We start from the raw sequence: 24,345 nt of genomic DNA, 5'->3' as shown, positions 1-24,345 counted from the left end.
GCGGCATCATGTTTCGCTCGGATCACCTCAGATGACGCCGCGCGTCCCCGCGTTGTTCCGTGTTGAGCCGATTTTTCCGCTCACCGCGGGGGTTCCCTAGGGTCGAACCATGTCAGGTACCGCACCGGCTGCGCAGCCCACCCCGAAGCGCAAGCGCGCCGCCAAACCGAACGGCCAGTGGAAGATCGACGGACGCGCCCCGCTGAACCACAACGAGGAGTTCAAGCTCGAGGACGACGGACTCAACGTGCGGGAGCGCATCGAGTCCGTCTACGCCCGCGAGGGATTCGACGCGATCGCCGATGACGACCTGCACGGCCGGTTCCGGTGGTGGGGGCTGTACACCCAGCGCCGCCCCGGCATCGACGGCGGGCGCACCGCCAAGCTGGAGACCTCCGAGCTGGAGGACCGGTACTTCATGATGCGGGTGCGCATCGACGGCGGTGCGCTGACCCTGGAGCAGCTGCGCGTGATCGCGGGGATCTCCGAGGAGTTCGGCCGCGGCACCGCGGACGTCACGGATCGGCAGAACATCCAGCTGCACTGGGTGCAGATCGAGGACGTCCCGGAGATCTGGCGGCGTCTGGAGTCCGTGGGCCTGTCCACGACCGAGGCCTGCGGGGACGTCTCCCGCGTGATCCTCGGCTCGCCCGTGGCCGGAGTGGCCGCCGAGGAGATCCTGGATCCCACCCCGACCATCCGGGAGATCAAGGAGCGCTTCATCGGGGACCCCGAGCTGTCCAACCTGCCGCGCAAGTTCAAGACCGCCGTGACCGGTCACCCCAGCCAGGACGTGGTGCACGAGATCAACGACATCTCGCTGGTCGGGGTGGTCCACCCCGAGCTGGGGGCCGGCTATGACCTGTGGGTCGGCGGCGGGCTGTCCACCAACGCCCATCTCGCCCAGCGCCTGGGCGCCTTCGTCGCCCCGGAGCACGCGGCCGAGGTCTGGCTCGGGGTCACCAGCATCTTCCGGGACTACGGCTACCGCCGCCTGCGCAACCGGGCCCGGCTGAAGTTCCTCATGGCCGACTGGGGTCCCGAGAGGTTCCGCGAGGTCCTGGAGGAGGAGTATCTCGGCTGGCGCCTGCCGGACGGGCCCGCCCCGCAGCGCCCGACCCGCACGGGCGATCACGTGGGGGTGCACCGGCAGAAGGACGGCCGATACTACGTCGGGCTGTCCCCGGTGGTCGGGCGCGTCGGCGGGCGGCTGCTGAACCGATTGGCCGACCTCATGCAGGACCACGGCGCGGGCCGGCTGCGGCTGACCCCCTACCAGAAGATCGTGGTCCTGGACGTTCCGGAGGACGACGTCGAGGCCTTCGTCGCGGGAGCCCGGGAGATCGGCCTGGAGGCCGAGCCGTCCCTGTTCCGCCGCACCACGATGGCCTGCACGGGCATCCAGTTCTGCAAGCTGGCGATCGTGGACACCAAGGACACCGCCGAGGGGGTCATCCGGGACCTGGATGAGCGCCTGGCCGACGTGGCCGATCGGCTGCCCGAGCAGCTGACCCTGCACATCAACGGCTGCCCCAACTCCTGCGCGCGCATCCAGACCGCGGACATCGGGCTGAAGGGCCAGATCATCACGGATGAGGTCGGGGAGCAGGTGCCCGGCTTCCAGGTGCACCTGGGTGGGGAGTTGTCCGGGTACGCCAACGACGGCGGGGTCACCGGGCGCACCGTGCGCGGGCTGAAGGTCCCGGCCACGGGCATCGCCGACTACGTGGAGCGCCTGGTGCGCTCCTACCTGCGCCACCGGCAGGACCCCGAGCAGGGCTTCGCGGACTGGGCGCGCACCGCCAATGAGGAGCTGGTGGCGTGAGCCTGCCCGTCGGCCTGCGGCTGGCGGGTCGGACGGTGCTCGTCGCCGGCGGCGGCCCGGTGGCCGAGCGGCGGGTCCGGGCCCTGCTGATCGAGCGGGCCCGGGTGCTGCTGGTGGCCCCGGAGGTCACCGAGGAGCTGGCGCGTCTGGCCGATCAGGACCCCCACCTGGTGTGGCACCGGCGCCGGGCCGCGGCCGCGGATCTGGACGGGGTGTGGCTCCTGTTCGCTCACACGAGCAGCCCGAGGGCCCAGCGGGAGCTGGCCGAGGCCGCCGAGAGCCGTCGGATCTTCGCCGTGATCGGCGGCGATCCCCAGGCCTCGACCGCGTGGTCCGCGGCCGCCGCCCGGGCGCACGGGGTGAGCGTGGGCGTCAACGCCGCCGCGGATCCCGCCCGAGCCAAGGCCGTGGCCGCCTGGATCCAGGCGCGCCTGGAGACGGGGGAAGCCCCGGTCCGGGCCCGTCGGGAGCAGGTGCTGGAATCCCCGGACGAGTCGCGGCTGCCTCCCGGCGGCGTGGCGCTGGTCGGCGGCGGCCCCGGAGATCCCGGCCTGCTCACCGTGCGCGGGCGGCACCTGCTGGCCGATGCCGACGTCGTGGTGGCGGATCGGCTCGGTCCGGTGGATCTGCTGCCGCGCCTGGCCGAGCACGCCCGGATCATCGACGTCGGCAAGCGCGCCGGGTACCACAAGGTCACCCAGGACCGGATCAATGCGACCCTCGTGGAGGAGGCCCGGAAGGGCCTGCGGGTCGTCCGCCTGAAGGGCGGGGACCCGTTCGTCTTCGGCCGCGGCGGCGAGGAGGAGGAATACTGCGCGGCCCACGGGGTGCCCGTGGAGGTCGTGCCCGGGATCACCTCGGCCGTGTCCGTGCCGGCAGCCGCCGGAATCCCGGTGACCCATCGGAACCTCTCCCACGGCTTCAGCGTGGTCACCGCGCACACCGAGCTCCCGGTGGTCCCGCACGACAGGGCGCATACTCTCATCCTGCTCATGGGGGTGCGCCGACTGGCCGACACCTCCCGGCACCTGATCGAGCTGGGCCACGACCCGCTCACCCCGGTCGCGATCGTCGAACGCGGCTGGACCCCCGAGCAGCGCACCACGGTGGGCACCCTGGAGACCATCGCGCAGCTGGCTCGGCGGCGCGGGGTGCGCGCTCCCGCGGTGATCGTCGTCGGGGACGTGGCCGCGATGGGCGCCTCGACCGACTGAACGCGGCCCACACCGGAAGGGGCCGGGCGGGTCGGGACGAGCCGGGCGGCTGCGGGGCGGGTGCCTCAGGCCTCGCGCGCGACCCGCAGGCCGGCGCGGATCATCGGGATCTGCAGCGGCAGGCGGGCCAGGGTGATGATCCGGCGCGCGGGGGAGTCGTGCCGGGCATCCCAGGCCATCTGGACGTTGCCGGGCCACACTGCCAGGTAGAGCCCGACGGCCGCCCGCCCGCCGATCCGGCGCGTGCGGTGCCGGGCCAGCAGGGCGGCCACGGTGAGCTCCGCAGCCCCCGAGCCGTAGGTCCAGGCGCGGGCCGAGCCGGGAAGGGCCGGGGGAATCAGGGGGTCGAAGGCACCCGGGCGGATGACGTGCAGCAGGCCCATCCCGGTCAGCGCCCCGGCCTGGAGGCGGGCGGAGCGTGCGGTGCGCCGCCGGGCGGACGGGGTCAGGGGCTGGGGGGAATCGGCCATGGGCCCCACGGTACGCCGCGGCGGGAGACCCCGGCGTTAGACACCCCGGAGCGGGCGGGCCTACACTGGGGTCGGTGCGATGACCCGGCCATCACCGGCGAGCAATCCGGAAGAACGGGCGGTACCTGCCAACCCCCACCGATGCGCTGCGGCGCGGGGGAAGGCGGAACAGATACAGCCTCATTAGACCCGGACGGGCAGGCCCGTCACAGCCGACGAATGAAGCGGTCGAGGACCGTCGAGAACCTCCCGCGGCGGCCCCTGTGCGCCGCCGCGGGCTCCTCGGCCCCCGGCAAGTGAGGTGGTACCGCGTGCGCGGTCCGGGACCCCGGCGGTCCCGCGGCGGCGGGCGTCCTGACGAGCAAGCGACCCGACCAGCCCCAGGATGTCCTCGTGAGCAGCCAGTACCCCAAGTCCTCCGCCGCAGGCGACGCCGTCCCCGCCTCCCCCTCCTTCCCCGCGATCGAGGAGGCCGTGCTCTCCCAGTGGGAGCAGGACGGCACCTTCCAGGCCAGCATCGACCAGCGCGAGAACCCGGAGGGACCCACCGACGAGTTCGTGTTCTACGACGGGCCGCCCTTCGCCAACGGTCTGCCCCACTACGGGCACCTGCTCACCGGCTACGTCAAGGACCTCGTGGCCCGCTACCAGACCATGCGTGGGCACAAGGTGGATCGCCGCTTCGGGTGGGACACCCACGGGCTGCCGGCCGAGCTGGAGGCCATGAAGCAGCTGGGCATGACGGATAAGAAGCAGATCGAGCAGATGGGCATCGACCGCTTCAACGACGCCTGCCGCTCCTCCGTGCTCAAGTACACCGACGAGTGGCAGAAGTACGTCACCCGCCAGGCCCGCTGGGTGGACTTCGAGAACGACTACAAGACGCTCAACGTCGAGTACATGGAATCGGTCATCTGGGCCTTCAAGCGGCTGCACGAGAAGGGCCTGACCTACCAGGGCTTCCGCGTGCTGCCGTACTGCTGGAAGGACGAGACCCCGCTGTCCAACCACGAGCTGCGCATGGATGACGACGTCTACCAGGACCGGCAGGACCCCACGGTGACCGTGGCCTTCGAGGTCACCGAGGACACCTCCCTGGCCGCCGAGCCCGACGTCGCCCGCCAGCTGGCCGGTGCCCACCTGCTGGCCTGGACCACCACGCCCTGGACCCTGCCGACCAACGAGGCGATCGCCGTCGGCCCGGACATCCGCTACGTGCTGGTGGAGGGTGCCGGTGAGCGGGCCGGGGCCCGCTACGTGGTCGCCGAGGACCTGCTGGCCGAGTACGCGAAGGACCTCGGGTACGCCGACGCCGAGGATCCGGCCGCCGCGGCCCGGGCCGGCGTCGTGCGGACCTACGACGGCGCCCAGCTGGCCGGGGTGCGCTACGCGCCGCTGTGGGATCACTTCGTCGACGCCGAGACCTACGGCACCGGCAACGCCTGGCAGGTGCTGGTCGCGGACTACGTGACCACCACCGACGGCACCGGGCTGGTCCACCAGGCCCCCGCCTACGGTGAGGACGACCAGAAGGTCTGCGAGGCCCATGACATCCCCGTGGTGCTCTCCGTGGACGAGGGCGCGAAGTTCCTGCCGCTGTTCGCCGAGCCCACCGCCTCCGGGGACGACACCCTGACCGGGATCGCCGGGGTGCAGGTCTTCGAGGCCAACCGCACCGTCATCAACGCGCTGAAGGCCAAGGGCGCGCTGATCCGGGAGAAGTCCTATGTGCACTCGTATCCGCACTGCTGGCGCTGCCGCAACCCCCTGATCTACCGGGCCATCACCTCCTGGTACGTGTCGGTGACCGAGTTCAAGGACCGCATGGTCGAGCTCAACGAGCAGATCAACTGGATCCCCGGCAACGTCAAGCACGGCCAGTTCGGCAAGTGGCTGGAGAACGCCCGGGACTGGTCCATCTCCCGCAACCGCTACTGGGGCTCGCCGATCCCCGTGTGGGTCTCGGATGACCCGAACTACCCGCGAACCGAGGTCTACGGCTCGCTGGCGGAGCTTCAGGAAGCCTTCGGGCGCCTGCCGCTCAACCACGACGGAGAGCCGGATCTGCACCGGCCGTTCATCGACGAGCTGACCCGGCCCAACCCGGATGACCCGACGGGGAAGTCCACGATGCGCCGCGTCCCGGACGTGCTGGACGTGTGGTTCGACTCCGGGTCCATGCCCTACGCCCAGGTGCACTACCCCTTCGAGAACAAGGAGTGGTTCGAGCACCACTACCCGGCGGACTTCATCGTGGAGTACATCGGGCAGACCCGCGGCTGGTTCTACACCCTGCACATCCTGGCCACGGCCCTGTTCGACCGGCCCGCGTACAAGAACGTGGTCTCCCACGGCATCGTGCTGGGCTCGGACGGGCAGAAGATGTCCAAGTCCCTGCGCAACTACCCGGACGTCTCCGAGGTCCTGGACCGGGACGGCTCCGATGCGATGCGCTGGTTCCTGATGTCCAGCCCCATCCTGCGCGGGGGCAACCTCATCGTCACCGAGTGCGGCATCCGCGAGGGCGTGCGCCAGGTGATGCTGCCGCTGTGGAACGTGTACCACTTCTTCACCTTGTACACGAACGCGGCCTTCGACGGGGAGGGCTACGAGGCCCGGCCCCGCTACACCTCGGACCACGTGATGGACCGGTTCATCCTGGCCCGCACCCGCCAGCTGATCACGGACGTCACCGCGGCGATGGACGCCTACGACGTGTGGAGCGCCTGCGAGCACCTGCGTCACTACGCCGACGCCCTGACCAACTGGTACGTGCGCCGTTCCCGCCAGCGCTTCTTCGACGAGGACATCGTCGCCTTCGACGTGCTGTGGACCTGCCTGGAGACGGTGTGCCGGGTGGCGGCACCCCTGCTGCCGCTGACCGCGGAGGAGATGTGGCGCGGGCTGACCGGGCGCCGCTCGGTGCACCTGGCCGACTGGCCGGACGCCGGGGCCTTCGCCGAGGAGGCGGATCTGTCCGAGCTCATGGACACCACCCGGGCCGTGTGCTCGGCCGGTTCGGCGCTGCGCAAGGCCCACCGGCTGCGCGTGCGCCAGCCCCTGGCCTCCCTCACCGTCGCCGCCCCGCGGGGGGCCGATCTGGCCGGGACCTACGCGGACATCATCGCCTCAGAGCTGAACATCAAGACGGTGACCGTGCTGGACGCCGAGCAGACCTCAGCCGAGGACTACGGCATCTCCCGCAGCCTGAAGGTCAACGCCCGGGCCGCCGGACCCCGGCTGGGTCGGCTCGTGCAGCAGGTCATCCGCGCTGCGAAGGCGGGGGACTGGCGGACCGATGGCGACGGGGTCGTGGTGGGCTCCGAGACCCTCGAGGAGCCCCTGGGCCTGCAGCCCGGTGAGTTCGAGCTGGAGACCGTGGTGGACGAGTCCGCCGGGGCCGAGCGGGCCGTCGCGGTGATCGACGGCGGCTTCCTCGTCCTGGACACGCACCTGACCCCGGAGCTTCAGGCTGAGGGCACCGCCCGGGACGTCATCCGCGCGATCCAGCAGGCCCGCAAGGACGAGGACCTCATGGTCTCGGACCGGATCCGCACCGTGGTGATCGCCGACGCCGCGACCCGCGCGGCCGTGGAAGCCCACGCCGAGCTGGTGACGGCCGAGACCCTGACCGAGGACCTCGTCCTGGAGCCGGGCGAGGGCCTGCACGTGACCGTGACGACCGAGGACTGAGCCAGAGCATGAGCGAGCAGCCCTTCCGCGAGGAGCAGGATCCCCGCGAGGACCACGACGGCGCCGAGCCGCAGCCCGCGCCTTTCCCCCCGGAGCTGGATCCGCTGGATCCGCACTTCGGCGGGGAGGAGGAGCTGGAGGACGAGGACGAGGCGATCGCCCGCGAGCTGACCGAGATGGAGCGCACCGGCTCCTCCTCCCCGGTGCCCCACGGCATCGGGGAGGACCTCGAGGCGGATCTGCCGCACCTGGCCCCGGACCCGCGCGAGGACGCGTTCTCCGCGGAGTCGGTGGCCGCGGAGCTGCGCGGGCGTGCCCCGGAGACCCAGATGGCCCCGCGCCTGGACGCGATGCGCCTGGCCATGGACCTGCTGGGGGATCCCGCTCATGCGGCCCCGGTGATCCACCTGACCGGCACCAACGGCAAGACCTCGACGGCCCGGATGGTCGAGGCCCTGCTGATGGCCCACGATCTGCGGGTCGGGCGCTACACCTCCCCGCACCTGGAACGCGTCACCGAACGGATCGCCGTGGACGGCGCCCCGATCGACGACGCGACCTTCGTGCGCACCTGGGACGAGATCCGGCCCTTCCTGCTCCTGGCCGACCAGCGGCTCACCGAGCGCGGGGAGGTGGCGCTGACCGAGTTCGAGGCGATGACCGTGCTGGCCTTCGCCGTGTTCGCCGAGGCCCCCGTGGACGTCATGGTCCTGGAGGTGGGTCTGGGCGGTCGCTGGGACGCCACCAACGTCGCCGATGCCGCGGTCTCCGTGCTCACCCGGATCGACCTGGACCACACCCGCATGCTCGGGGACACCGTGGAGGAGATCGCCCGGGAGAAGGCCGGGATCATCAAGCCCGGCGGCTTCCTCGTCTCCTCCGCCCAGCGTCCGGCCGCGGCCGAGATCCTGCTGGAGGCGGCCCGGGAGGCCGGGGTTCCGTTCCGCTTCGGCGGCGTGGAGTTCGGGGTGCGCTCCCGGGTCCCGGGAACCGGCGGTCAGGTGCTCGCGGTGCAGGGGCTGGCCGGGGTCTACGAGGACCTGGCGCTGCCCCTGGCGGGGGAGCACCAGGCGGACAACGCCGCACTGGCCATCGCCGCCGTCGAGGCCTTCCTGGGCGGGGGAGAACGCGAGCTGAACGTCGAGCTGGTGCGGGCGGGCCTGGCGGCCGTGCGCTCCCCGGGCCGCATGGAGACGGTGCGCACCGCCCCGACCGTCATCATCGACGCCGCGCACAACCCGCACGGGCTGCGTGCGCAGGTGCGCGCCGTCGAGGAGACCGTGCCCGCCCGGGAGCTGGAGATCGTCCTGGGGATCCTGGCGGATAAGGATGCGGCGCAGATGCTGCGCATCCTGCGCGAGTCCTACGCCGAGTCCGAGCGCTTCGACGCCCGCCTGTACGTCAGCGCCTCCCACTCCCCGCGGGCCATCGACCCGGAGGAGCTGGCGCGCCTGGCCGTGGCGGAGGGCTTCGACGAGGACGTCGTGCAGGCCTTCGCCGGCCTGGACGAGGCGATCACCGCGGCCGTCTCCGATGCCGCCGTGCGCGAGGAGCTGGACGCCGCCGTGCTGATCACCGGGTCGGTGACCGTGGCCGGGGAGGCCCGGATGCTGCTGGGCCCGCTGCCGGAATCCGGTCTGACGGGAGCCGACGGGGAGCCGACCGGAGGGGAGGAGGGCCCGTGGCTCGGCTGACGCGCGCGCAGCGGGAATGGCGGCCCGGGCAGGTCAAGAAGCCCAGCTCCGTGCGGATGATGTTCGCCTCCACCGTGCTGGTCCTCGAGGCCCTCGTGGTGTTCTTCGCGACCCTGGCGTTCTTCGGCCTCTCGGTCTTCCACGCGGGGGCGGGCCTGAAGACGGCGGTGATGATCGGGGGCCTGATCTTCGCGGCGGCCTTCGTCGCCCTGTGCGCCCTGCTGCGCAGGCCCTGGGGGTACACCGCCGGCTGGGTGCTGCAGGTGCTGCTGGTGGCCACGGGGTTCCTGGTGCCGGCGATGTTCTTCATCGGCGCGTGCTTCCTGGCCTGCTGGTGGTATTCGATGGTCGTGGGCGCGCGCCTGGACCGGGAGAAGGCCGAGCGCTTCGAGGCCGAGCAGGAGTGGGAGCGCACCCACGGGCGCGCGTGAGCGCGACGGATGAGGGCCTGCGGGCCCTGGAATCCCGGACGGTCTTCGCCGGCTGGGCGGCTCGGCCCGCCGACGCCGTGCGCGACGTCGCCGGGGCCGGCCGGGTCCTGGAAGGCCTGCTGCGCGGCGGGGACCCCGCGCCGAGCGTGGTGGTGACCGGCTCCAAGGGCAAGGGGCAGACGGCCGCGGAGATCGCCTGGCGGCTGCAGGCCTGCGGGCTGCGGGTCGGGCTGGTCAGCTCCCCGGGGATCATCTCCAACCGGGACCGCTTCGTCCTGGACGGGCAGGTGCTGCCGGCCGCGGCCTACCGCGCGGGCCTGCACCGCCTGGCCGCCGTCCTGCCCGAGGCGGCCCCGGCCCCCGGCGCGTATCTGGCGCCCACGGATCTGTTCACGGTGCTGGGGCATGCGATGCTGCGCGCGGCCGGGGCGCAGGTCGTGGTCCACGAGGCCGGGATGGGCGGGGCCCACGACGCCGTGAGCCTGTTCGACCCGGTGGCCGTGGCCCTGACCCGGATTCTCCCGGAGCACCTGGACGTGTTCGGACCGAGCCTGATGCACGTGGCCCAGGAGAAGATCGGCCTGGTGCACGGGCCAGCCCCCGTGGCCAGCGTCCCGCAGGCGCCCGGCCCGGACCGGCTCCTGCGCCGGACCTGCGCCCGCCACGCAGCACCCCTGGTGGTGGTGCCCGCGGGTGACTTCCTCGTGGAGAACGAACGGGTCGCGCTGGCCGCGGCGCGCGCGGCGGCCCGCGCCCTGGGCGTGGACGAACCGCCGGAAGGCTTCGGGTCCAGCCCGGTGCGTCGGCCCGGGCGCGGCAGCGCCCACCGCCTTCCGGACGGCTGCCTGCTGGTCGTGGACGCGGGAATCGACGCGGCAGGGGCGGCCCACGCGCTGGAGGCCGCGCGGGCCGTCTCCGATGCGGGGCGGGTGCAGCGGGTGTGGTGGTCCGTGCCGATGACCAAGGACTGGCGGGCCATCGCCGATCTGCTGGATGACCGCGGCGTCGAGCACGCCTTCGTGGACCTGGGGCGGGACGGGCACCTGGACTACCGGCTGCCCGGTGAGCTGACGGAGAGGGTCCCGGTGATCGGGCTGGCGCAGCTGCTGGAGCGGATTCGGCCGGGCCGGGACGCCGCCTCCGATCCGACGCGGGTCGAGCTCGCGCTGGGCACGATCTCCTTCGGCACGGCCGTGCTGCGGCAGCTGGGGGTGCAGGTGCGGCGGCTGTGGAGCCTCGAGACCCCGCGCGGCTGACCCTCCGCCTCCGCCGTGGCGCGGGTGCGGCTGGCTAGGATGGACTCAGACCGTCCGCACGTCTTCCGGATCAGGAGGATCCCATGACCGAACGCTCCCTCGTCCTCGTCAAGCCCGACGGCGTGGAACGCAACCTCATCGGCGCGGTGCTCTCGCGCATCGAGACCAAGGGCTACCGCATCGCCGAGCTGCGGATGCTCACCCCCTCCCGGGAGATCCTGGAGCAGCACTACGCCGAGCACGCCGGCAAGCCGTTCTTCGAGCCGCTGGTGCGCTTCATGGGCTCCGGGCCCGTCGTGGCCGCGGTGATCGAGGGGGACCGCTGCATCGAGGGCCTGCGCACCATCATGGGCCCCTCCGAGCCGACCACCGCCCCGGCCGGCACGATCCGCGGGGACCTCGGCCGCGACTGGGGCGAGGACGTGCAGAAGAACCTCGTGCACGGCTCGGACTCCCCGGAATCCGCCCAGCGCGAGATCGGCATCTGGTTCGGCTGAACCGCCGCCTGTGCGCCGCCGCTGCGCCCCGCCCGGGGCAGCACCCCGCGGCTGGCTCGGTGTCGTGAACTACGACGGGGCCCGCCCCGACCACCGCGTGAAGCGGTGCGTCGGGACGGGCCCCGTCCGTGCCTGCGGGCGACCCGCGCGGGTCGCACCCGGCGCCTAGAACATGCCCATGATCACCGAGAAGAACCGGATGAAGATGATCCCGAACAGCACCAGCAGGATCATCACGGTGAGGAACCAGGCCCAGCCGGTCATCGCCGAGGCGACCCGCCGCGGCACGGGGATCACCCCGGTGCGCATGTTGTGCACCGTGACATGCACGAACAGCGTGGTCTGCATGATCCACACGATCATGCAGTACAGGCACAGCGCGTCGATGCGGAAGGTGGTCTGGTACCACAGCCAGCAGATGAACACGAAGCCCAGGGTCACCCCGATCTGCACGCACCACCAGTACCAGCGGGCCAGGCGCGCCCCGGCGAGCATCGCCGTCGCGATGGTCAGGATGATCGCGTAGGCGACGATGCCGATCAGCGGATTCGGGAAGCCGAAGGCCGCGGCCTGGCTGGTGCGCATGACGGTGCCGCAGTTGACCAGGGAGTTCAGGTCGCAGCTGGAGACGTGGCCGGCATCCACGTAGATCTGCAGCCGCTCCCACACCAGCATCGCCGCGGCGAAGAAGCCGACGGCGCCGGTCACGACCATCAGCCAGGCCAGGCGCCGACGCTGGGGGAGCGTCTCGGTCCCCTCCGCCGCGGAATCCTCGGGGAGTTCGGTCACTGCTGCGCTCACGCGGGCACCTTCTTCATGGGTCGGGGATGATCCGGTGGCGCCGGGGCGCCGCCGGTGGGCGTGCGTCGGTCATCTTAGCGGCGTCGACCGTGCGTCTCCTGGATGTGTCCTGCACGCACCGGGGCCCCGCCCCTCCCTCCCGCGGCGGGGGTGTGCGATACTGGGGGAGGCCGAGGGCCGCGCCGCACGCGGTCTCCTCCGGTCCGATGTGCCGCCGACGGGTGCCGTGCACCGCCTGGCAGCGCTCCAGCGAGCGCCCGGGCGAAGACCACCCGGGCAAGACTCCCGTGAGACTGCGGAGCTCGGCGCGACCATCGGCCCACCCACCGCGGCCCGCGGGGAGATGATCCCCGGCGGGGCCTGATCGCCGGGCGATGCCACGGCTGGAGAGACGGTGCTGGGCAGCCAGACGACTTCCGGCTCGTCCCGCCCGCCTTAGGGCGGGGCGCCGACCGGCCACCATCCGCGGCGGCGGACCGGGTGCGGCACGGCTCCGCGGCCGCACCACAGGAGCATCCGCAGACGATGAGCACCCAGAACGACGGCGCCGCCCCCCGGGGCGAGGACGCCGAGACCGCACCCGCCGCCTCCTCCGTCCCGGAGGTCGCCGCCGACCCGTTCGGCGCGACCTCCGTGCTGTTCAAGGCCCCGGACATCGAGGAGCTGAAGGCCGCGGCCCTGGCGAAGAAGCAGCAGGAGAAGGCCGAGCTCGAGGCCGCCGAGGACGAGCCGCAGGACGACGGCGAGGTCGTGGCCCGCAAGCGCCGTCGGCGGCGCCGCGGAGACACGGACCTGGAGCTGGTGGACGAGGAGGAGGACCCCAACACCGTCACCAAGGTCCGCACCCCGCGCATCGTCGAGTCCACCTCGGCCGACGCCGTGACCTCCGTGAAGGGCTCCACGCGCCTGGAGGCCAAGCGCCAGCGCCGTCGGGAATCCCGCGCCTCCGGGCGCCGTCGGCACGGAATCACCGAGGCCGAGTTCCTGGCTCGTCGGGAGTCCGTGGACCGGCAGATGATCGTGCGCCAGAAGGATGAGCGCATCCAGATCGGCGTCCTGGAGGACGGGGTGCTGGCCGAGCACTTCGTGTCCCAGACCCAGCAGGACTCCCTGATCGGCAACGTCTACCTCGGGAAGGTGCAGAACGTGCTGCCCTCCATGGAGGCGGCGTTCATCGACATCGGCCGCGGGCGCAACGCGGTGCTCTACGCCGGTGAGGTCAACTGGGACGCCGCGGGCCTGGACGGCGCGCCCCGGCGCATCGAGCGGGCCCTGAAGTCCGGGGACTCCGTGCTGGTGCAGGTCACCAAGGATCCGATCGGGCACAAGGGCCCCCGGCTGACCTCGCAGATCTCCCTGCCCGGGCGCTTCCTCGTCTACGTCCCCGGCGGGTCCATGACCGGGATCTCCCGGAAGCTGCCGGACACGGAGCGGGCCCGGCTGAAGAAGATCCTCAAGGACCACCTGCCCGACGGCGCCGGCGTCATCGTGCGCACCGCCGCGGAGGGCGCCAGCGAGGAGGACCTCGCCCACGACATCAACCGACTGCGGGTGCAGTGGGAGGAGATCCAGAAGAAGGCGAACTCCCGCAAGACCACCGCCCCGGAGCTGCTGTCCCAGGAGCCGGACCTGTCCATCAAGACCGTGCGCGACGTGTTCAACGAGGACTTCTCCGCGATGGTCGTACAGGGTCAGGAGGCCTGGGACTCCATCGAGGCGTACGTGACCTACATGGCCCCGGATCTGGTGGGACGGCTGCGGCAGTGGACCGAGGAGGAGGACGTCTTCGACCACTACCGGATCGAGGAGGGCCTGGCCAAGGCCCTGGATCGCAAGGTGTTCCTGCCCTCCGGCGGCTCCCTGGTCATCGACCGCACCGAGGCGATGACCGTGATCGACGTGAACACCGGCAAGTTCACCGGCTCCGGGGGCAACCTGGAGGAGACCGTCACCAAGAACAACCTGGAGGCCGCCGAGGAGATCGTGCGCCAGCTGCGCCTGCGCGACATCGGCGGGATCATCGTCGTCGACTTCATCGACATGGTCCTGGAGTCCAACCGGGACCTGGTGCTGCGGCGTCTGGTGGAGTGCCTCGGGCGGGACCGCACCAAGCACCAGGTGGCCGAGGTGACCTCGCTGGGTCTGGTGCAGATGACCCGCAAGCGCATGGGCACGGGTCTGCTGGAGGTCTTCTCCGAGCCCTGCGAGGCCTGCGACGGCCGCGGCGTCGTCGTGCACGACGAGCCGCTGAAGGGCCGCTCGGGCGGTCACGGCTCCGAGACCCACCACCGCCATGACCGGCACGACCGCAAGCGGTCCCGCAACCGCCAGCAGCGGGAGGAGAGCCCCCGCAACCCGCAGGATGACGCGCGCGCCGAGGCCGCCCGCACGGCCTTCGCGACGATCGCCGCGGCCTCCTCCAAACACGAGGACGACGCAGAGGACCAGGAGCGCACCCAGCAGGCGGCGTCTTCCGGGGACTCGGTCGAGCAGCACGACGGCGCGGGACAGGAGTCCAAGGCCGCCAAGAAGCGCAAGCGCCGCAAGCGCGGCGGACGCTCCCGGGGCGAGCAGGCCGAGACGCAGCAGGGCGAGTCCTCGCAGAACGGGTCCCAGGCCCAGGGCGAGACGGCCCACGCCGCGGATGGACGCGACGAGGCTGGCTCCGGCCACGGTCTGCCGGAGGACCCGGATATGGTCGTGACCATCCACGGCGAGGTCGTCACCCTACCCCACGGCGAGCAGAAGCAGCCCGCCCAGGAGCAGGAGGGCTCCGAGCCGTCTCTGGACCTGGATTCGCTGAGCGAGGCCTTCGACCGCAAGGCGCCCCGTGAGGGGGCCGGGACCGAGTCCTCCGCCGTCGAGGATTCCCCGCGCGAGGATGCGCCCCGCGGCGAGTCCCGCCGGGGCCGGACCCGGGAGGACTCGGCGTCGTCGGTCGAGGAGGAGACCGGGCTGCCGGCGCCGCGCCGGGCCGGGACCACCCGCTCCGCACGCGCCGGGCGCACGCGCCGGGAGGACAGCCGCCGGGCCGGACGCGAGGCCGCCGACGCCGCGCGCCAGGCCGCACTCGAGGCCCTCGAGGACATGAAGCCCGGCCGGCGCTCGCGCCGCTCGGAGCAGACCGAGCGCGGCGGACAGTCCGGCGCAGAGAACTCCGGCTCCGCGACGTCCGGCACCGGGAAGTCCGACGCCGGGCAGTCCGGTTCCGCTCAGGAGCGGGGCGGGCGCACCCGGGGCGAGGACCGGCAGGAGCAGGGCCGCCGGTCCGGGACCTCCCGCACCCCCCGGCGGGCCCAGTCCCCGGCGCGGACCGCGCAGGACCCGGCCGAGCAGCGGCCCACGGTCACCGGAGTCGCCACCCCGGGCGCCTCGCGCCGCTCCGAGCAGCCGGATCAGGCCCAGGAGTCCGCCCAGGCCGCACTAGCTGCCCCGGCGCAGGAGGAGCGGGCCCGGCCGGCCTCCGCCTCCCGCCCCAAGCGCCGTTCCCGTCGGGCCAGCTCCGACGGCGGGCAGGGCGGGAGCATCGTCGCCGGTCAGCAGGGCGAGGCCTCGGGGGTCCGGGTCGCCACGGCCGCGGCCGCCCCCAGCACCGACGGCACCACCGCCGCGGCCGCACAGGCCGAGGAGGTCATGATGCTCGGCGTCGGCGTGAAGGCCGAGGACATCCGCCGGCCCGAGTGACCCGCGGCCGAGCGGCGTCGCGGCCGCCGCGCCCGGGCGAACACTTGCCCGGGCGCGGGGCTGTGCCGTATCCTTGACTGTCGGTGCTCATTGCGACCTTCCTCGACGGACCCGTCCTCCGGGTGCGTCCCACGTCCGGCGGCCACGTCCCCGGTGGTTGCGGTGCTCTGAGCAGAACCCCAGTACGTTGAATGTCGAGAGAAGTGAGTTCCCAAGTGGTGTACGCGATTGTCCGCGCTGGCGGCCGCCAGGAAAAGGTCTCCGTGGGAGACCTCGTTACCCTCGACCGCGTCGCCGGTGAGGCCGGCAGCACCATCGAGCTGCCCGTCCTGATGCTGGTGGACGGCGAGAAGGTCCAGGCGGACCCGAAGGCCCTCGCCTCCGCGAAGGTCACCGCCGAGAAGGTCGAGGACCTGCGCGGCCCGAAGATCGTCATCCAGAAGTACAAGAACAAGACGGGCTACAAGAAGCGCCAGGGCTTCCGCGCCGAGCTGACCCAGGTCAAGGTCACCGCGATCGACGCCTGATCGGCTCCGCTCACCCACCCGTCACCCCTACGAAGGCAGGCAGTAATGGCACACAAAAAAGGTGCAAGCTCCACCCGCAACGGCCGCGACTCCAACCCCCAGTACCTGGGCGTGAAGCGCTTCGGCGGCCAGTCCGTCAACGCCGGCGAGATCATCGTCCGCCAGCGCGGCACCCACTTCCACCCCGGTGAGAACGTCGGGCGCGGCGGGGACGACACCCTGTTCGCCCTGGCCGCCGGCCAGGTCGAGTTCGGTCGTCGCCGCGGCCGCAAGGTCGTCAACATCCTCGCCGCCGCGGAGTAGTTCTCCCCGCGAGGAGCACGGCTCGCACCGGGGGCCGCAACCAGCCGGTGACCATGCAGAAGAGGGCCTGCCTTCCCCTGACGGGAGAGCGGGCCCTCTTCTCGTCCATGACCTCCGGGGCCGATAGGATCGAAGGGCCCGCCGGAGTCCGGCGCCGCACCCCGCGGCGCCCCTCCCATCCGCTGACCGAAGGGGTTTTGCACGTGGCCGATTTCGTGGACCGGGTGGTCCTGCACGCCCGCGGAGGCGCCGGCGGCAACGGCTGCGTGTCCGTGCGCCGCGAGAAGTTCAAGCCCCTGGGCGGCCCCGACGGCGGCAACGGCGGCAACGGGGGAGACGTGATCCTGCGGGTGGACGGGCAGTCCACCACGCTGCTGGAATACCACCACTCGCCGCACCAGACCGCGCCCAAGGGCGACATCGGCCGCGGCGGGCTCTCCCACGGCACCCACGGGGCGGACCTGGTCCTGTCCGTGCCGCAGGGAACGGTCGTGAAGACCCGGGACGGGAAGGTGCTGGCGGACCTGGTGCGGATGGGCGATGAGTTCGTCGCCGCCCACGGCGGGCAGGGCGGGGCCGGCAACGCGGCCCTGGCCTCCCCGAAGCGCAAGGCCCCCGGCTTCGCCCTGCTGGGCATCGACGGCGAGGAGCGGGACCTCGTCCTGGAGCTGAAGTCCATCGCCGATGTCGCCCTGGTCGGGTACCCCTCGGCCGGCAAGTCCTCGCTGATCGCGGCGATGTCCGCGGCGCGCCCGAAGATCGCGGACTACCCGTTCACGACCCTGGTGCCCAACCTCGGGGTCGTGCAGGCCGGGGACACCCGCTTCACCGTGGCCGATGTGCCCGGGCTGATCGAGGGCGCCTCCGAGGGTCGGGGGCTGGGCCACCAGTTCCTGCGCCACGTGGAGCGCTGTGCGGCGATCGTGCACGTCATCGACTGCGCGACCCTGGAGCCGCGCCGGGACCCGATCTCGGACTTCGAGGTCATCGAGAAGGAGCTGGCCGGCTATTCCGTGGATCCCACGGCCGGCACCGCCACGCCCCTGGTGCAGCGCCCGCACCTGGTGGTCCTGAACAAGGTGGACGTCCCGGAGGCCAGGGAGCTGGCGGAGCTCGTGCGCCCCGAGCTGGAGGCCCGCGGGCTGCGGGTCTTCGAGGTTTCCACCGCCTCCCACGAGGGGTTGCGCGCCCTGGGCTTCGCGATGGCCGAGCTGGTGGCCGAGGCCCGGGCCGCGCAGGAGGATCAGGAGCAGGAGACGCAGGAGGCCCCGGCCGTGCTGCGCCCGCGGGCCGTGTCCCGCCGCCGCGGCGGGCGCGGGGAGTTCAGCATCCGCCGGGAGGAGCGCAACCTGGAGCCGCTGTTCCGGGTGCTCGGGGAGAAGCCCGAGCGGTGGATCAAGCAGACCGACTTCGCCAACGACGAGGCCGTGGGCTTCCTCGCGGACCGGCTGGCCAAGCTCGGCGTCGAGGACGAGCTATTCGCCCAGGGCGCGACCCCCGGGGACGCCGTGGTGATCGGGGAGGAGGCCGACGCCGTGGTCTTCGACTGGGAGCCGACGATGGTCGGCGGCGCGGAGCTGCTGTCCAGCCCGCGCGGCACCGACTCCAGGCTCGAGGAGATCATCCGCCCCACCCGCGCCGAGAAGCGGGAGGACTACCAGCAGCGCAAGGACGCGAAGGCCGCCGCGCGCGAGGAGCTGGAGGCCGAGCGCCTGGCCGGCAAGTGGACGGAGTCCGTGGACGCCGCCCGCGACCGGCGCGCCCGCCGTCGCGCCGAGGACGCCGACTGACCCCCGGCGACGACCCCACCGGGGCCGCTTCGACACCGTCCGTCTGATACCGACCCGCGATCGCCGTCCACGCAGAAGAGGAGAACCCATGCTCACCCCGTCCGCGTCCCTGTCCCGCGCCGAGATCCAGCGTTCGGCCGAGTCCCGGGGGAAGAACAGGATCAGCCCCATCGAGCGGCGGGAGGATCTGCCCAAGGCCAAGCGCATCGTCGTGAAGGTCGGCTCCTCCTCCCTGACCTCGATCGCCCACTCCCTGGACGAGCTGGCCGTCGCGACGATCGCGGACGTGCTGGCGAAGACCCACGGGCGCGGGGTGGAGGTCGTGTTCGTCTCCTCCGGGGCGATCGCGGCCGGGCTGGCCCCGCTGGGGCTGACCAAGCGGCCCAAGGACCTGGCCACCCAGCAGGCGGCGGCCGCCGTCGGGCAGTCCCTGATCATGACCCGCTACACCGAGATCTTCTCCCGCTACGACGTCACGATCTCCCAGGTGCTGGTCACCGCGGAGGACCTGATGCACCGCAGCCGCTACCACAACGTCCACCGTCAGCTGGAGAGGCTGCTGGACCTGAACGTGCTGCCCATCGTCAACGAGAACGACGCCGTGGCCACCCACGAGATCAAGTTCGGGGACAACGACCGGATCGCCGCACTCGTCGCACACACGATCAAGGCGGACGCGCTGCTGCTGCTGTCCGACGTGGATGCGCTGTACACCAAGCACCCGGCCGAGGGCGGGGAGCGGATCAGCACCGTGACGGACCCGGAGCGGGACCTGGAGGGCGTGGAGATCGGCACGATCGGACGCGCGGGGGTCGGCTCCGGGGGCATGGTCACCAAGGTGGAGGCCGCGAAGATCGCCTCCTCCTCCGGCATCCCCGCGCTGGTCACCTCCGCCGCCAACGCCGCCGCGGCCCTGGACGGGGCGGATGTGGGCACGTGGTTCCAGCCCACGGGTGGGCGCCGCTCGATCCGGCTGGTGTGGCTGTCCCAGCTGGCCAAGACCAAGGGCGCGGTGACCGTCGACGCCGGGGCGGAGCGGGCCGTGCGCCGGCGCACCTCCCTGCTGGCCGCCGGGATCACCGGGGTGGAGGGCATCTTCCGCCCGGGCGAGCCCATCGCGATCAAGGACCCGCAGGGGCGCACCTTCGCCCACGGGCTGGCCGCCTACTCCAGCCAGGACATCGAGCGGATCGCGGGGCTGGCCAGCGCGGCCGCGGAGGAGGAGCTGGGCGACGGGTTCGACGGCGTCGTCGTGCACGTGGACAACCTGGCCGTGCTGCGCCGCCGCTGAATCCGCCGCGCACCTTCGTTATCATCGGGTCCATGACCGACACCGATCGCAGCACTCCGTCCGTTCCGACCGTGCCCCGTGAGGTGCAGGAGGCCGTCGAGGCCATGGCCGATGACGCCCGCGCCGCCTCCCGGGTGCTGGCCACCGCGCACCGCTCCCACAAGGACACCGCCCTGCGCCGGATGGCCGAGGGGATCGACGCCGGGCGATCCGTGATCCTGGAGGCCAACGCCCGGGACCTGGCCCGCGGACGCGAGAAGGGCATGGCGGAGAACCTGCTGGACCGGCTCGCCCTGGATGATGCGCGCATCGACGCGCTGATCACGGCTCTGCACGAGCTGGCCGGGCAGACCGACCCGGTCGGGCAGATCATCGACGGGCAGACCCTGCCCAACGGGCTGCGGGTCTCCCGGATCCGGGTGCCGATGGGCGTGGTCGGCGCGATCTACGAGGCCCGCCCCAACGTCACCGTGGACATCGCGGGGCTGGCCGTGAAATCCGGCAACGCCGCGATGCTGCGCGGCGGCTCGGCCGCCCAGGAGACCAACACCGCCCTGGTCGGGATCCTGCGCGACGCCCTGGATGCCGCCGGGTTCCCGATGGATGCCGTGCAGTCCGTGGACGAGTACGGCCGAGACGGGGCCACCGCCTTGATGCTGGCCCGCGGCCGCGTGGACGTGCTGGTCCCGCGCGGCGGGCGCGGGCTGATCCAGTCCGTCGTGGCGAACGCCCGGGTGCCGGTGATCGAGACCGGGGAGGGCAACGTGCACATCTACCTGGGCGCCTCGGCCCCGGAGCAGATGGCCGTGGACCTGGTGGTGGACTCCAAGACCGACAAGCCCTCGGCCTGCAACTCCGCGGAGACCCTGCTCATCCAGGAGGGCGCCCCGGCCGCCGAGGCCGTGCTGCGCGGGCTGCTGGAGGCCGGGGTGCGCCTGCACGCCGACGAGGCCGCGGCCCGGCTGGCCGGCGGGCTCTCGGAGCAGGTGCTGGCAGCGCAGGACGGGGACTGGGCGGATGAGTCCCTGGCCCTGGAGATGTCCGTGCGGGTGGTCCCGGACATGGAGGAGGCGCTGCGCCACATCCAGCGGCACTCCACCGGGCACACCGAGCTGATCATCACCAATGACCTCGCCGAGGCCGACGAGTTCGTCTCCCGGGTGGATGCCGCCACGGTCATGGTCAACTCCTCCACCCGCTTCACCGACGGCGGCCAGCTGGGGCTGGGCGCCGAGGTGGGGATCTCCACGCAGAAGCTGCACGCCCGCGGGCCCATGGGCATGACGGAGCTGACCACGAGCAAGTGGGTCGTGCGGGGTCAGGGGCAGACCAGGGGCTAGACTGGCCTTCAGCATCCATCGCACACCGAACGCCGCGGCCGCGCCGGCCGCCGGAGAGGAGCAAGCGCCCATGAGCATCGCAGTCCTGGCCTCCACCGTGGCCGAGGAGCACGTGGTCAACGAGCTGCCCTTGGCGCCGCACTGGTTCGCCATCCTGTTCATGGTCGGCTTCATCGCGCTGGCCCTGATCTGCCACTCCTACAGCGGCCGCGGCGTCGTGCGCCCGGATTCCGCGCCGTCCGAGCTCAGCGAGGTTGAGCGGGAGTCCGTCGAGAAGTACGACGCCGAGTACCACCGGCACTGAGTCATGATCGATGGCGTCCCGCCCGCGCGGGGCGCCGTCGCGGGCAGGAGCGCATGAACCCCCAGCTGGAGACCTCCGGGCACACCACCCTGACCGTCCCGCCGCGCCGCCCCGGGCGGACCCGGCTGGGCGTGATGGGCGGGACCTTCGACCCGATCCACCACGGGCACCTGGTCGCGGCCAGCGAGGTCGCGGCGGTCTTCGACCTCGACGAGGTGGTCTTCGTGCCCACCGGCACGCCGTGGCAGAAAGCCGACCAGCGGGTGACCGAGGCGGAGCACCGGTACCTGATGACCGTGATCGCCACGGCGTCGAACCCCCGGTTCACGGTCTCCCGGGTGGACATCGACCGGCCCGGCCCCACCTACACCGTGGACACGCTGCGGGACCTGCACCAGCTGCGCCCGAACGCGGACCTGTTCTTCATCACCGGGGCGGATGCGATGGCGCAGATCCTGTCCTGGAAGGACGCCGCCCAGATGTGGGACCTGGCGTACTTCGTCGGGGTCACCCGACCCGGCCACGAGCTGGCCGCCCCGGAGCGTGCGGCCGGGGTGGGTCTGCTGGAGGTGCCGGCGATGGCGATCTCCTCGACCGACGTCCGGCGCCGCTCCGCGGACGGCAAGCCCGTATGGTACCTGGTCCCGGACGGCGTGGTGCAGTACATCAACAAGTACGAGCTCTACCACCGCGAGGACGTCACGGTGCCCGAGCGGGCCGGGCAGGGCCCCGATGAGCTGCCGGGATGCCGGGCGGATCCGGCGGCCCGGCCGGTAGAATCGCAGCCGAACGACGCCGTCCCCACACCGGCGGGGAGAACCGGAGCCCCCGAGGCCCCGGAGGGCAGCATCTCGTCAAGGAGTCAGCACTGAACGCGCAGCGCACCACCACGGACATCACCGCGGACCCGCAGAAGACGTTCGTGGCCGAGGACGGCCTGCAGGTCCCGCCCGCCCCGGAGGATCTGGGACCCCGGAGGCTGCGACGCTACCGCGAGCAGTACCTGGACCGCCTGCGCGGCAACGCCCCGGACCCCGAGACCCAGGGTGTTCCGGTGGTGCCGGTCATGGAGCCGGATGATCGGCTGCTGGAGTTCCAGCGGCGGTTCCAGGCGATCAGCGAGCAGGGCGAGTTCGTCCGACTCAGCGCGGATGAGGAGTTCGCGGCGATCGTCGGGGACCGCACCGCCACCACCTACCGGGACCGGGCCCTGCTGGAGGACGTGCAGCGCCAGATCCTCGGGGCCGGCCCGGGGACGGTCTCCGGCGGGATCGTCTCGGTGAACCCGGCGCACCTGTCGGGGCTGGGCAACACCGATTTCGCCGGCACCGTCTACGACGAGCGCCTGCTGGGCCCGCAGACCATGGGGATCCCGGTGATCACCGGGAGCACCCCGAGAGTGCAGGATGCCGATGCGGGGGCCGGTGTGGGGGCGTCGGCGGATGCCGACGACGCCGTGGCCGCCCCGGAGGAGACCGGGCCCGAGGAGACCTCCCCGGCGGAGTCCGCCGCCCAGGATGAGACCGCGGAGGGCGCCGCGCAGCCCGAGGACGCCCGTCCCGTGCGGGCGGTGGACGCCCACGGACTGGACCTGTCCGGGCTGGATGCGAAGGCCCCGGGCGGCACCGGCCGGGCCTGGCTGATCACCCTGATCCTGCTGGTGCTGGTGGCCGCCGTCGTGCTCGGCGTGATCTTCCTGATTCCGTAACCCCCCCCGCTCACCGTGCTCACCGCGACCGACCCGGCCCGCACCCACTGAACCGTCAGCGGACGGCCACCCGCCGCCGTCCCCACCGAAAGGACCTCCCATGACCGCAGCACCCGAGTCCGTGCAGGCCCTGCGCATCGCCGCGCGGGCCGCCGCCGACAAGCACGCCACTCAGCTCAACGCCTACGACGTCTCCGAGGCGATGGGCCTGATCGACGGCTTCCTGCTCGCCTCGGCCGCCAACGAGCGGCTGGTGGACGCGATCGTGGACGAGGTGGAGGATCAGCTGCGCGAGCAGGCCGGGATCAAGCCGGTGCGCCGGGAGGGCAAGGCCGAGGGCCGCTGGGTGCTCCTGGACTTCGGGGACATCGTGGTGCACGTGCAGCACGAGCAGGAACGGATCTTCTACGCCCTCGACCGGCTGTGGAGCGACGCCCCGCGGATCCCCCTGGGCGTGGAGGAGGAGCTGGCCGATCCCGAGCAGATGCCCGACAGCCCCGAACTGGCCCAGGATCCGGCTTCCTGAGCCGCGACGCCGGGCCCGCGGTGCGGGGTCCGCGGCATGGGGCGGCGCGGGTGTGACAGATCACCCTTCGCGGATTTGGCGCGGGGGAGACGGTCTGAGTACAGTAGATGAGTCGCCGCGAGGTGACACGGGATCGCGAGAGTGATCTTGGGGCTGTGGCGCAGCTGGTAGCGCATCTGCATGGCATGCAGAGGGTCAGGGGTTCGAGTCCCCTCAGCTCCACCAGTGAGGACGAGGGCCCTGCCGGAGGAATCCGGTGGGGCCCTCGTCGTGTGTCCGGGCGTCCTCGGCGTTCACCGCCGAAACCGCACCGATGTGCCGAGACCGCACCGATGTGCCGAGACCGCACAGACGCGCCGAGACCGCACCCGACGGGTACGGTCTCGGCAGTTTTGTGCGGTTTCGGCGACCGCGTGCGGTCTCGGCGCCGGACGATGGCTGCGCCCCGACCCGCGTCAGGCGTCGACGGCGGCGCGTCGCGGGTCGATCTGGTCCTCGGCCCCGGGCACCGGCTGCGCCGGGTCCGCACCGAGGGCGACCACCCGGTTCTCCCCGTCCACGTGCACCACCTGCGGCTCGTGCTCGGTCAGCTCCCGGGCATCGACCATCACGTAGGACATGATGATGACCAGATCCCCGGGATGCACCAGGTGGGCGGCCGCCCCGTTGATGCCGATCACCCCGGAGCCGGCGGGTCCCGCGATCGCGTAGGTCTGCAGGCGGGAGCCGTTGGTCACGTCCACCACCTGCACCTGCTCACCCTCCACGATCCCGGAGGCCTGCAGCAGGTCGGCGTCGATGGTGATGGATCCGACGTAGTGCAGATCCGCCTGCGTGACGGTGGCGCGGTGGATCTTCGCGCCCAGCACGGTGCGCAGCATGGTTCCTCCTGGAGAAGTGTGTGGGTACGGGGGCAGGAGACGGTCGGCGTTCGGCACGACGTCGCCCCCGGCGATGGCGCCCTCCCGAAGAAGCCGGGGCGGGGCGCGCC

The 24,345-nt window shown here is 72.3% G+C and carries 20 protein-coding genes and 1 tRNA gene; 18 read left to right on the top strand and 3 right to left on the bottom strand.

Annotated elements, in window-relative coordinates; all coding sequences use genetic code 11:
* Positions 1 to 109 precede the first annotated feature (109 nt).
* Together KKR01S_RS07365 and cobA are read left to right on the top strand one after the other, a co-directional pair.
* Positions 110 to 1,825, top strand: coding sequence for a nitrite/sulfite reductase (locus KKR01S_RS07365; protein ID WP_061225662.1), 1,716 nt, complete (start codon positions 110 to 112; stop codon positions 1,823 to 1,825).
* Positions 1,822 to 3,039: a uroporphyrinogen-III C-methyltransferase gene (gene cobA, locus KKR01S_RS07360; protein ID WP_061225661.1), complete on the top strand. Its 1,218-nt coding sequence runs from the start codon at positions 1,822 to 1,824 to the stop codon at positions 3,037 to 3,039. Before KKR01S_RS07365 ends, cobA begins: the two co-directional genes overlap by 4 nt.
* Positions 3,040 to 3,104: 65 nt before the next feature.
* On the opposite strand, the gene KKR01S_RS07355 is transcribed toward cobA, so the two are convergent.
* On the bottom strand, positions 3,105 to 3,509 hold the full coding sequence (locus KKR01S_RS07355; protein ID WP_174520377.1) for a DoxX family protein: 405 nt from the start codon (positions 3,507 to 3,509) through the stop codon (positions 3,105 to 3,107).
* Positions 3,510 to 3,902: 393 nt separating this feature from the next.
* Here KKR01S_RS07355 and ileS point away from each other — a divergent pair, with 393 nt between their 5' ends.
* The 5 genes from ileS (at position 3,903) to ndk (ending at position 11,080) form a co-directional block, all read left to right on the top strand.
* Complete coding sequence (ileS, locus tag KKR01S_RS07350) at positions 3,903 to 7,202, top strand: isoleucine--tRNA ligase (RefSeq protein ID WP_061225660.1); 3,300 nt, start codon at positions 3,903 to 3,905, stop codon at positions 7,200 to 7,202.
* 8 nt (positions 7,203 to 7,210) lie between these two features.
* Positions 7,211 to 8,896, top strand: coding sequence for a bifunctional folylpolyglutamate synthase/dihydrofolate synthase (locus KKR01S_RS07345; RefSeq protein WP_224799523.1), 1,686 nt, complete (start codon positions 7,211 to 7,213; stop codon positions 8,894 to 8,896).
* Complete coding sequence (locus KKR01S_RS07340; RefSeq protein WP_058730715.1) at positions 8,884 to 9,327, top strand: DUF4233 domain-containing protein; 444 nt, start codon at positions 8,884 to 8,886, stop codon at positions 9,325 to 9,327. The genes KKR01S_RS07345 and KKR01S_RS07340 overlap by 13 nt, the downstream gene beginning before the upstream one ends.
* A complete protein-coding gene (locus tag KKR01S_RS07335) occupies positions 9,324 to 10,583 on the top strand; it encodes a folylpolyglutamate synthase/dihydrofolate synthase family protein (RefSeq protein WP_058730714.1) in 1,260 nt (419 codons plus the stop codon). Before KKR01S_RS07340 ends, KKR01S_RS07335 begins: the two co-directional genes overlap by 4 nt.
* An 83-nt stretch (positions 10,584 to 10,666) precedes the next feature.
* Positions 10,667 to 11,080, top strand: coding sequence for a nucleoside-diphosphate kinase (gene ndk, locus KKR01S_RS07330; protein ID WP_058730713.1), 414 nt, complete (start codon positions 10,667 to 10,669; stop codon positions 11,078 to 11,080).
* Positions 11,081 to 11,245: 165 nt separating this feature from the next.
* On the opposite strand, the gene KKR01S_RS07325 is transcribed toward ndk, so the two are convergent.
* A complete protein-coding gene (locus KKR01S_RS07325; protein ID WP_224799522.1) occupies positions 11,246 to 11,881 on the bottom strand; it encodes a vitamin K epoxide reductase family protein in 636 nt (211 codons plus the stop codon).
* A gap of 525 nt (positions 11,882 to 12,406) precedes the next feature.
* On the opposite strand from KKR01S_RS07325, the gene KKR01S_RS07320 reads away from it, so the two are divergent.
* From KKR01S_RS07320 to KKR01S_RS07270, 11 genes are all read left to right on the top strand, one after another.
* The gene (locus tag KKR01S_RS07320) at positions 12,407 to 15,565 is read left to right on the top strand and encodes an Rne/Rng family ribonuclease (protein WP_058730712.1); all 3,159 of its coding nucleotides are present in this window, start codon (positions 12,407 to 12,409) and stop codon (positions 15,563 to 15,565) included.
* 215 nt (positions 15,566 to 15,780) lie between these two features.
* Entirely contained in the window at positions 15,781 to 16,092 is a 312-nt protein-coding gene (gene rplU / locus KKR01S_RS07315) for a 50S ribosomal protein L21 (protein WP_058730711.1), read from the top strand.
* A 45-nt stretch (positions 16,093 to 16,137) separates the two neighbouring features.
* Positions 16,138 to 16,395, top strand: a complete 258-nt coding sequence (gene rpmA / locus KKR01S_RS07310; RefSeq protein WP_058730710.1) for a 50S ribosomal protein L27 — start codon at positions 16,138 to 16,140, stop codon at positions 16,393 to 16,395.
* A gap of 203 nt (positions 16,396 to 16,598) precedes the next feature.
* The gene (gene obgE / locus KKR01S_RS07305) at positions 16,599 to 18,185 is read left to right on the top strand and encodes a GTPase ObgE (protein ID WP_058730709.1); all 1,587 of its coding nucleotides are present in this window, start codon (positions 16,599 to 16,601) and stop codon (positions 18,183 to 18,185) included.
* 88 nt (positions 18,186 to 18,273) lie between these two features.
* Positions 18,274 to 19,476, top strand: coding sequence for a glutamate 5-kinase (proB, locus tag KKR01S_RS07300; protein ID WP_058730708.1), 1,203 nt, complete (start codon positions 18,274 to 18,276; stop codon positions 19,474 to 19,476).
* A gap of 32 nt (positions 19,477 to 19,508) precedes the next feature.
* Complete coding sequence (locus KKR01S_RS07295; protein ID WP_058730707.1) at positions 19,509 to 20,816, top strand: glutamate-5-semialdehyde dehydrogenase; 1,308 nt, start codon at positions 19,509 to 19,511, stop codon at positions 20,814 to 20,816.
* A gap of 70 nt (positions 20,817 to 20,886) precedes the next feature.
* The gene (locus KKR01S_RS10680; protein ID WP_058730706.1) at positions 20,887 to 21,120 is read left to right on the top strand and encodes a hypothetical protein; all 234 of its coding nucleotides are present in this window, start codon (positions 20,887 to 20,889) and stop codon (positions 21,118 to 21,120) included.
* A 53-nt stretch (positions 21,121 to 21,173) separates the two neighbouring features.
* Positions 21,174 to 21,992, top strand: coding sequence for a nicotinate-nucleotide adenylyltransferase (gene nadD, locus KKR01S_RS07285; RefSeq protein ID WP_081101631.1), 819 nt, complete (start codon positions 21,174 to 21,176; stop codon positions 21,990 to 21,992).
* A gap of 50 nt (positions 21,993 to 22,042) precedes the next feature.
* A complete protein-coding gene (locus KKR01S_RS07280) occupies positions 22,043 to 22,828 on the top strand; it encodes a hypothetical protein (RefSeq protein WP_061225659.1) in 786 nt (261 codons plus the stop codon).
* Between the two features lie 100 nt (positions 22,829 to 22,928).
* A complete protein-coding gene (rsfS, locus tag KKR01S_RS07275) occupies positions 22,929 to 23,354 on the top strand; it encodes a ribosome silencing factor (protein ID WP_061225658.1) in 426 nt (141 codons plus the stop codon).
* A 149-nt stretch (positions 23,355 to 23,503) separates the two neighbouring features.
* A tRNA-Ala gene (locus KKR01S_RS07270) sits at positions 23,504 to 23,579 on the top strand.
* Positions 23,580 to 23,809: 230 nt separating this feature from the next.
* On the opposite strand, the gene panD is transcribed toward KKR01S_RS07270, so the two are convergent.
* On the bottom strand, positions 23,810 to 24,235 hold the full coding sequence (gene panD, locus KKR01S_RS07265; RefSeq protein ID WP_058730703.1) for an aspartate 1-decarboxylase: 426 nt from the start codon (positions 24,233 to 24,235) through the stop codon (positions 23,810 to 23,812).
* Between the last annotated feature and the right edge of the window lie 110 nt (positions 24,236 to 24,345).

The sequence above is a fragment of the Rothia kristinae NBRC 15354 genome, from assembly GCF_001570865.1.
Taxonomy (GTDB): Bacteria; Actinomycetota; Actinomycetes; order Actinomycetales; family Micrococcaceae; genus Rothia; species Rothia kristinae.
The sequence above is the reverse complement of the archived record's forward strand: the minus strand, read 5'-3'. Positions and strand labels throughout refer to the sequence as shown.

Excerpts from the sequence above, each read along its gene's own strand:
- panD (WP_058730703.1), bottom strand. The coding sequence starts at position 24,235 with ATGCTGCGCACCGTGCTGGGCGCGAAGATCCACCGCGCCACCGTCACG.
- KKR01S_RS07365 (WP_061225662.1), top strand. The coding sequence starts at position 110 with ATGTCAGGTACCGCACCGGCTGCGCAGCCCACCCCGAAGCGCAAGCGC.
- nadD (WP_081101631.1), top strand. The coding sequence starts at position 21,174 with ATGAACCCCCAGCTGGAGACCTCCGGGCACACCACCCTGACCGTCCCG.
- KKR01S_RS10680 (WP_058730706.1), top strand. The coding sequence starts at position 20,887 with ATGAGCATCGCAGTCCTGGCCTCCACCGTGGCCGAGGAGCACGTGGTC.
- proB (WP_058730708.1), top strand. The coding sequence starts at position 18,274 with ATGCTCACCCCGTCCGCGTCCCTGTCCCGCGCCGAGATCCAGCGTTCG.
- KKR01S_RS07345 (WP_224799523.1), top strand. The coding sequence starts at position 7,211 with ATGAGCGAGCAGCCCTTCCGCGAGGAGCAGGATCCCCGCGAGGACCAC.
- KKR01S_RS07320 (WP_058730712.1), top strand. The coding sequence starts at position 12,407 with ATGAGCACCCAGAACGACGGCGCCGCCCCCCGGGGCGAGGACGCCGAG.
- KKR01S_RS07355 (WP_174520377.1), bottom strand. The coding sequence starts at position 3,509 with ATGGCCGATTCCCCCCAGCCCCTGACCCCGTCCGCCCGGCGGCGCACC.
- ndk (WP_058730713.1), top strand. The coding sequence starts at position 10,667 with ATGACCGAACGCTCCCTCGTCCTCGTCAAGCCCGACGGCGTGGAACGC.
- rpmA (WP_058730710.1), top strand. The coding sequence starts at position 16,138 with ATGGCACACAAAAAAGGTGCAAGCTCCACCCGCAACGGCCGCGACTCC.
- KKR01S_RS07295 (WP_058730707.1), top strand. The coding sequence starts at position 19,509 with ATGACCGACACCGATCGCAGCACTCCGTCCGTTCCGACCGTGCCCCGT.
- rsfS (WP_061225658.1), top strand. The coding sequence starts at position 22,929 with ATGACCGCAGCACCCGAGTCCGTGCAGGCCCTGCGCATCGCCGCGCGG.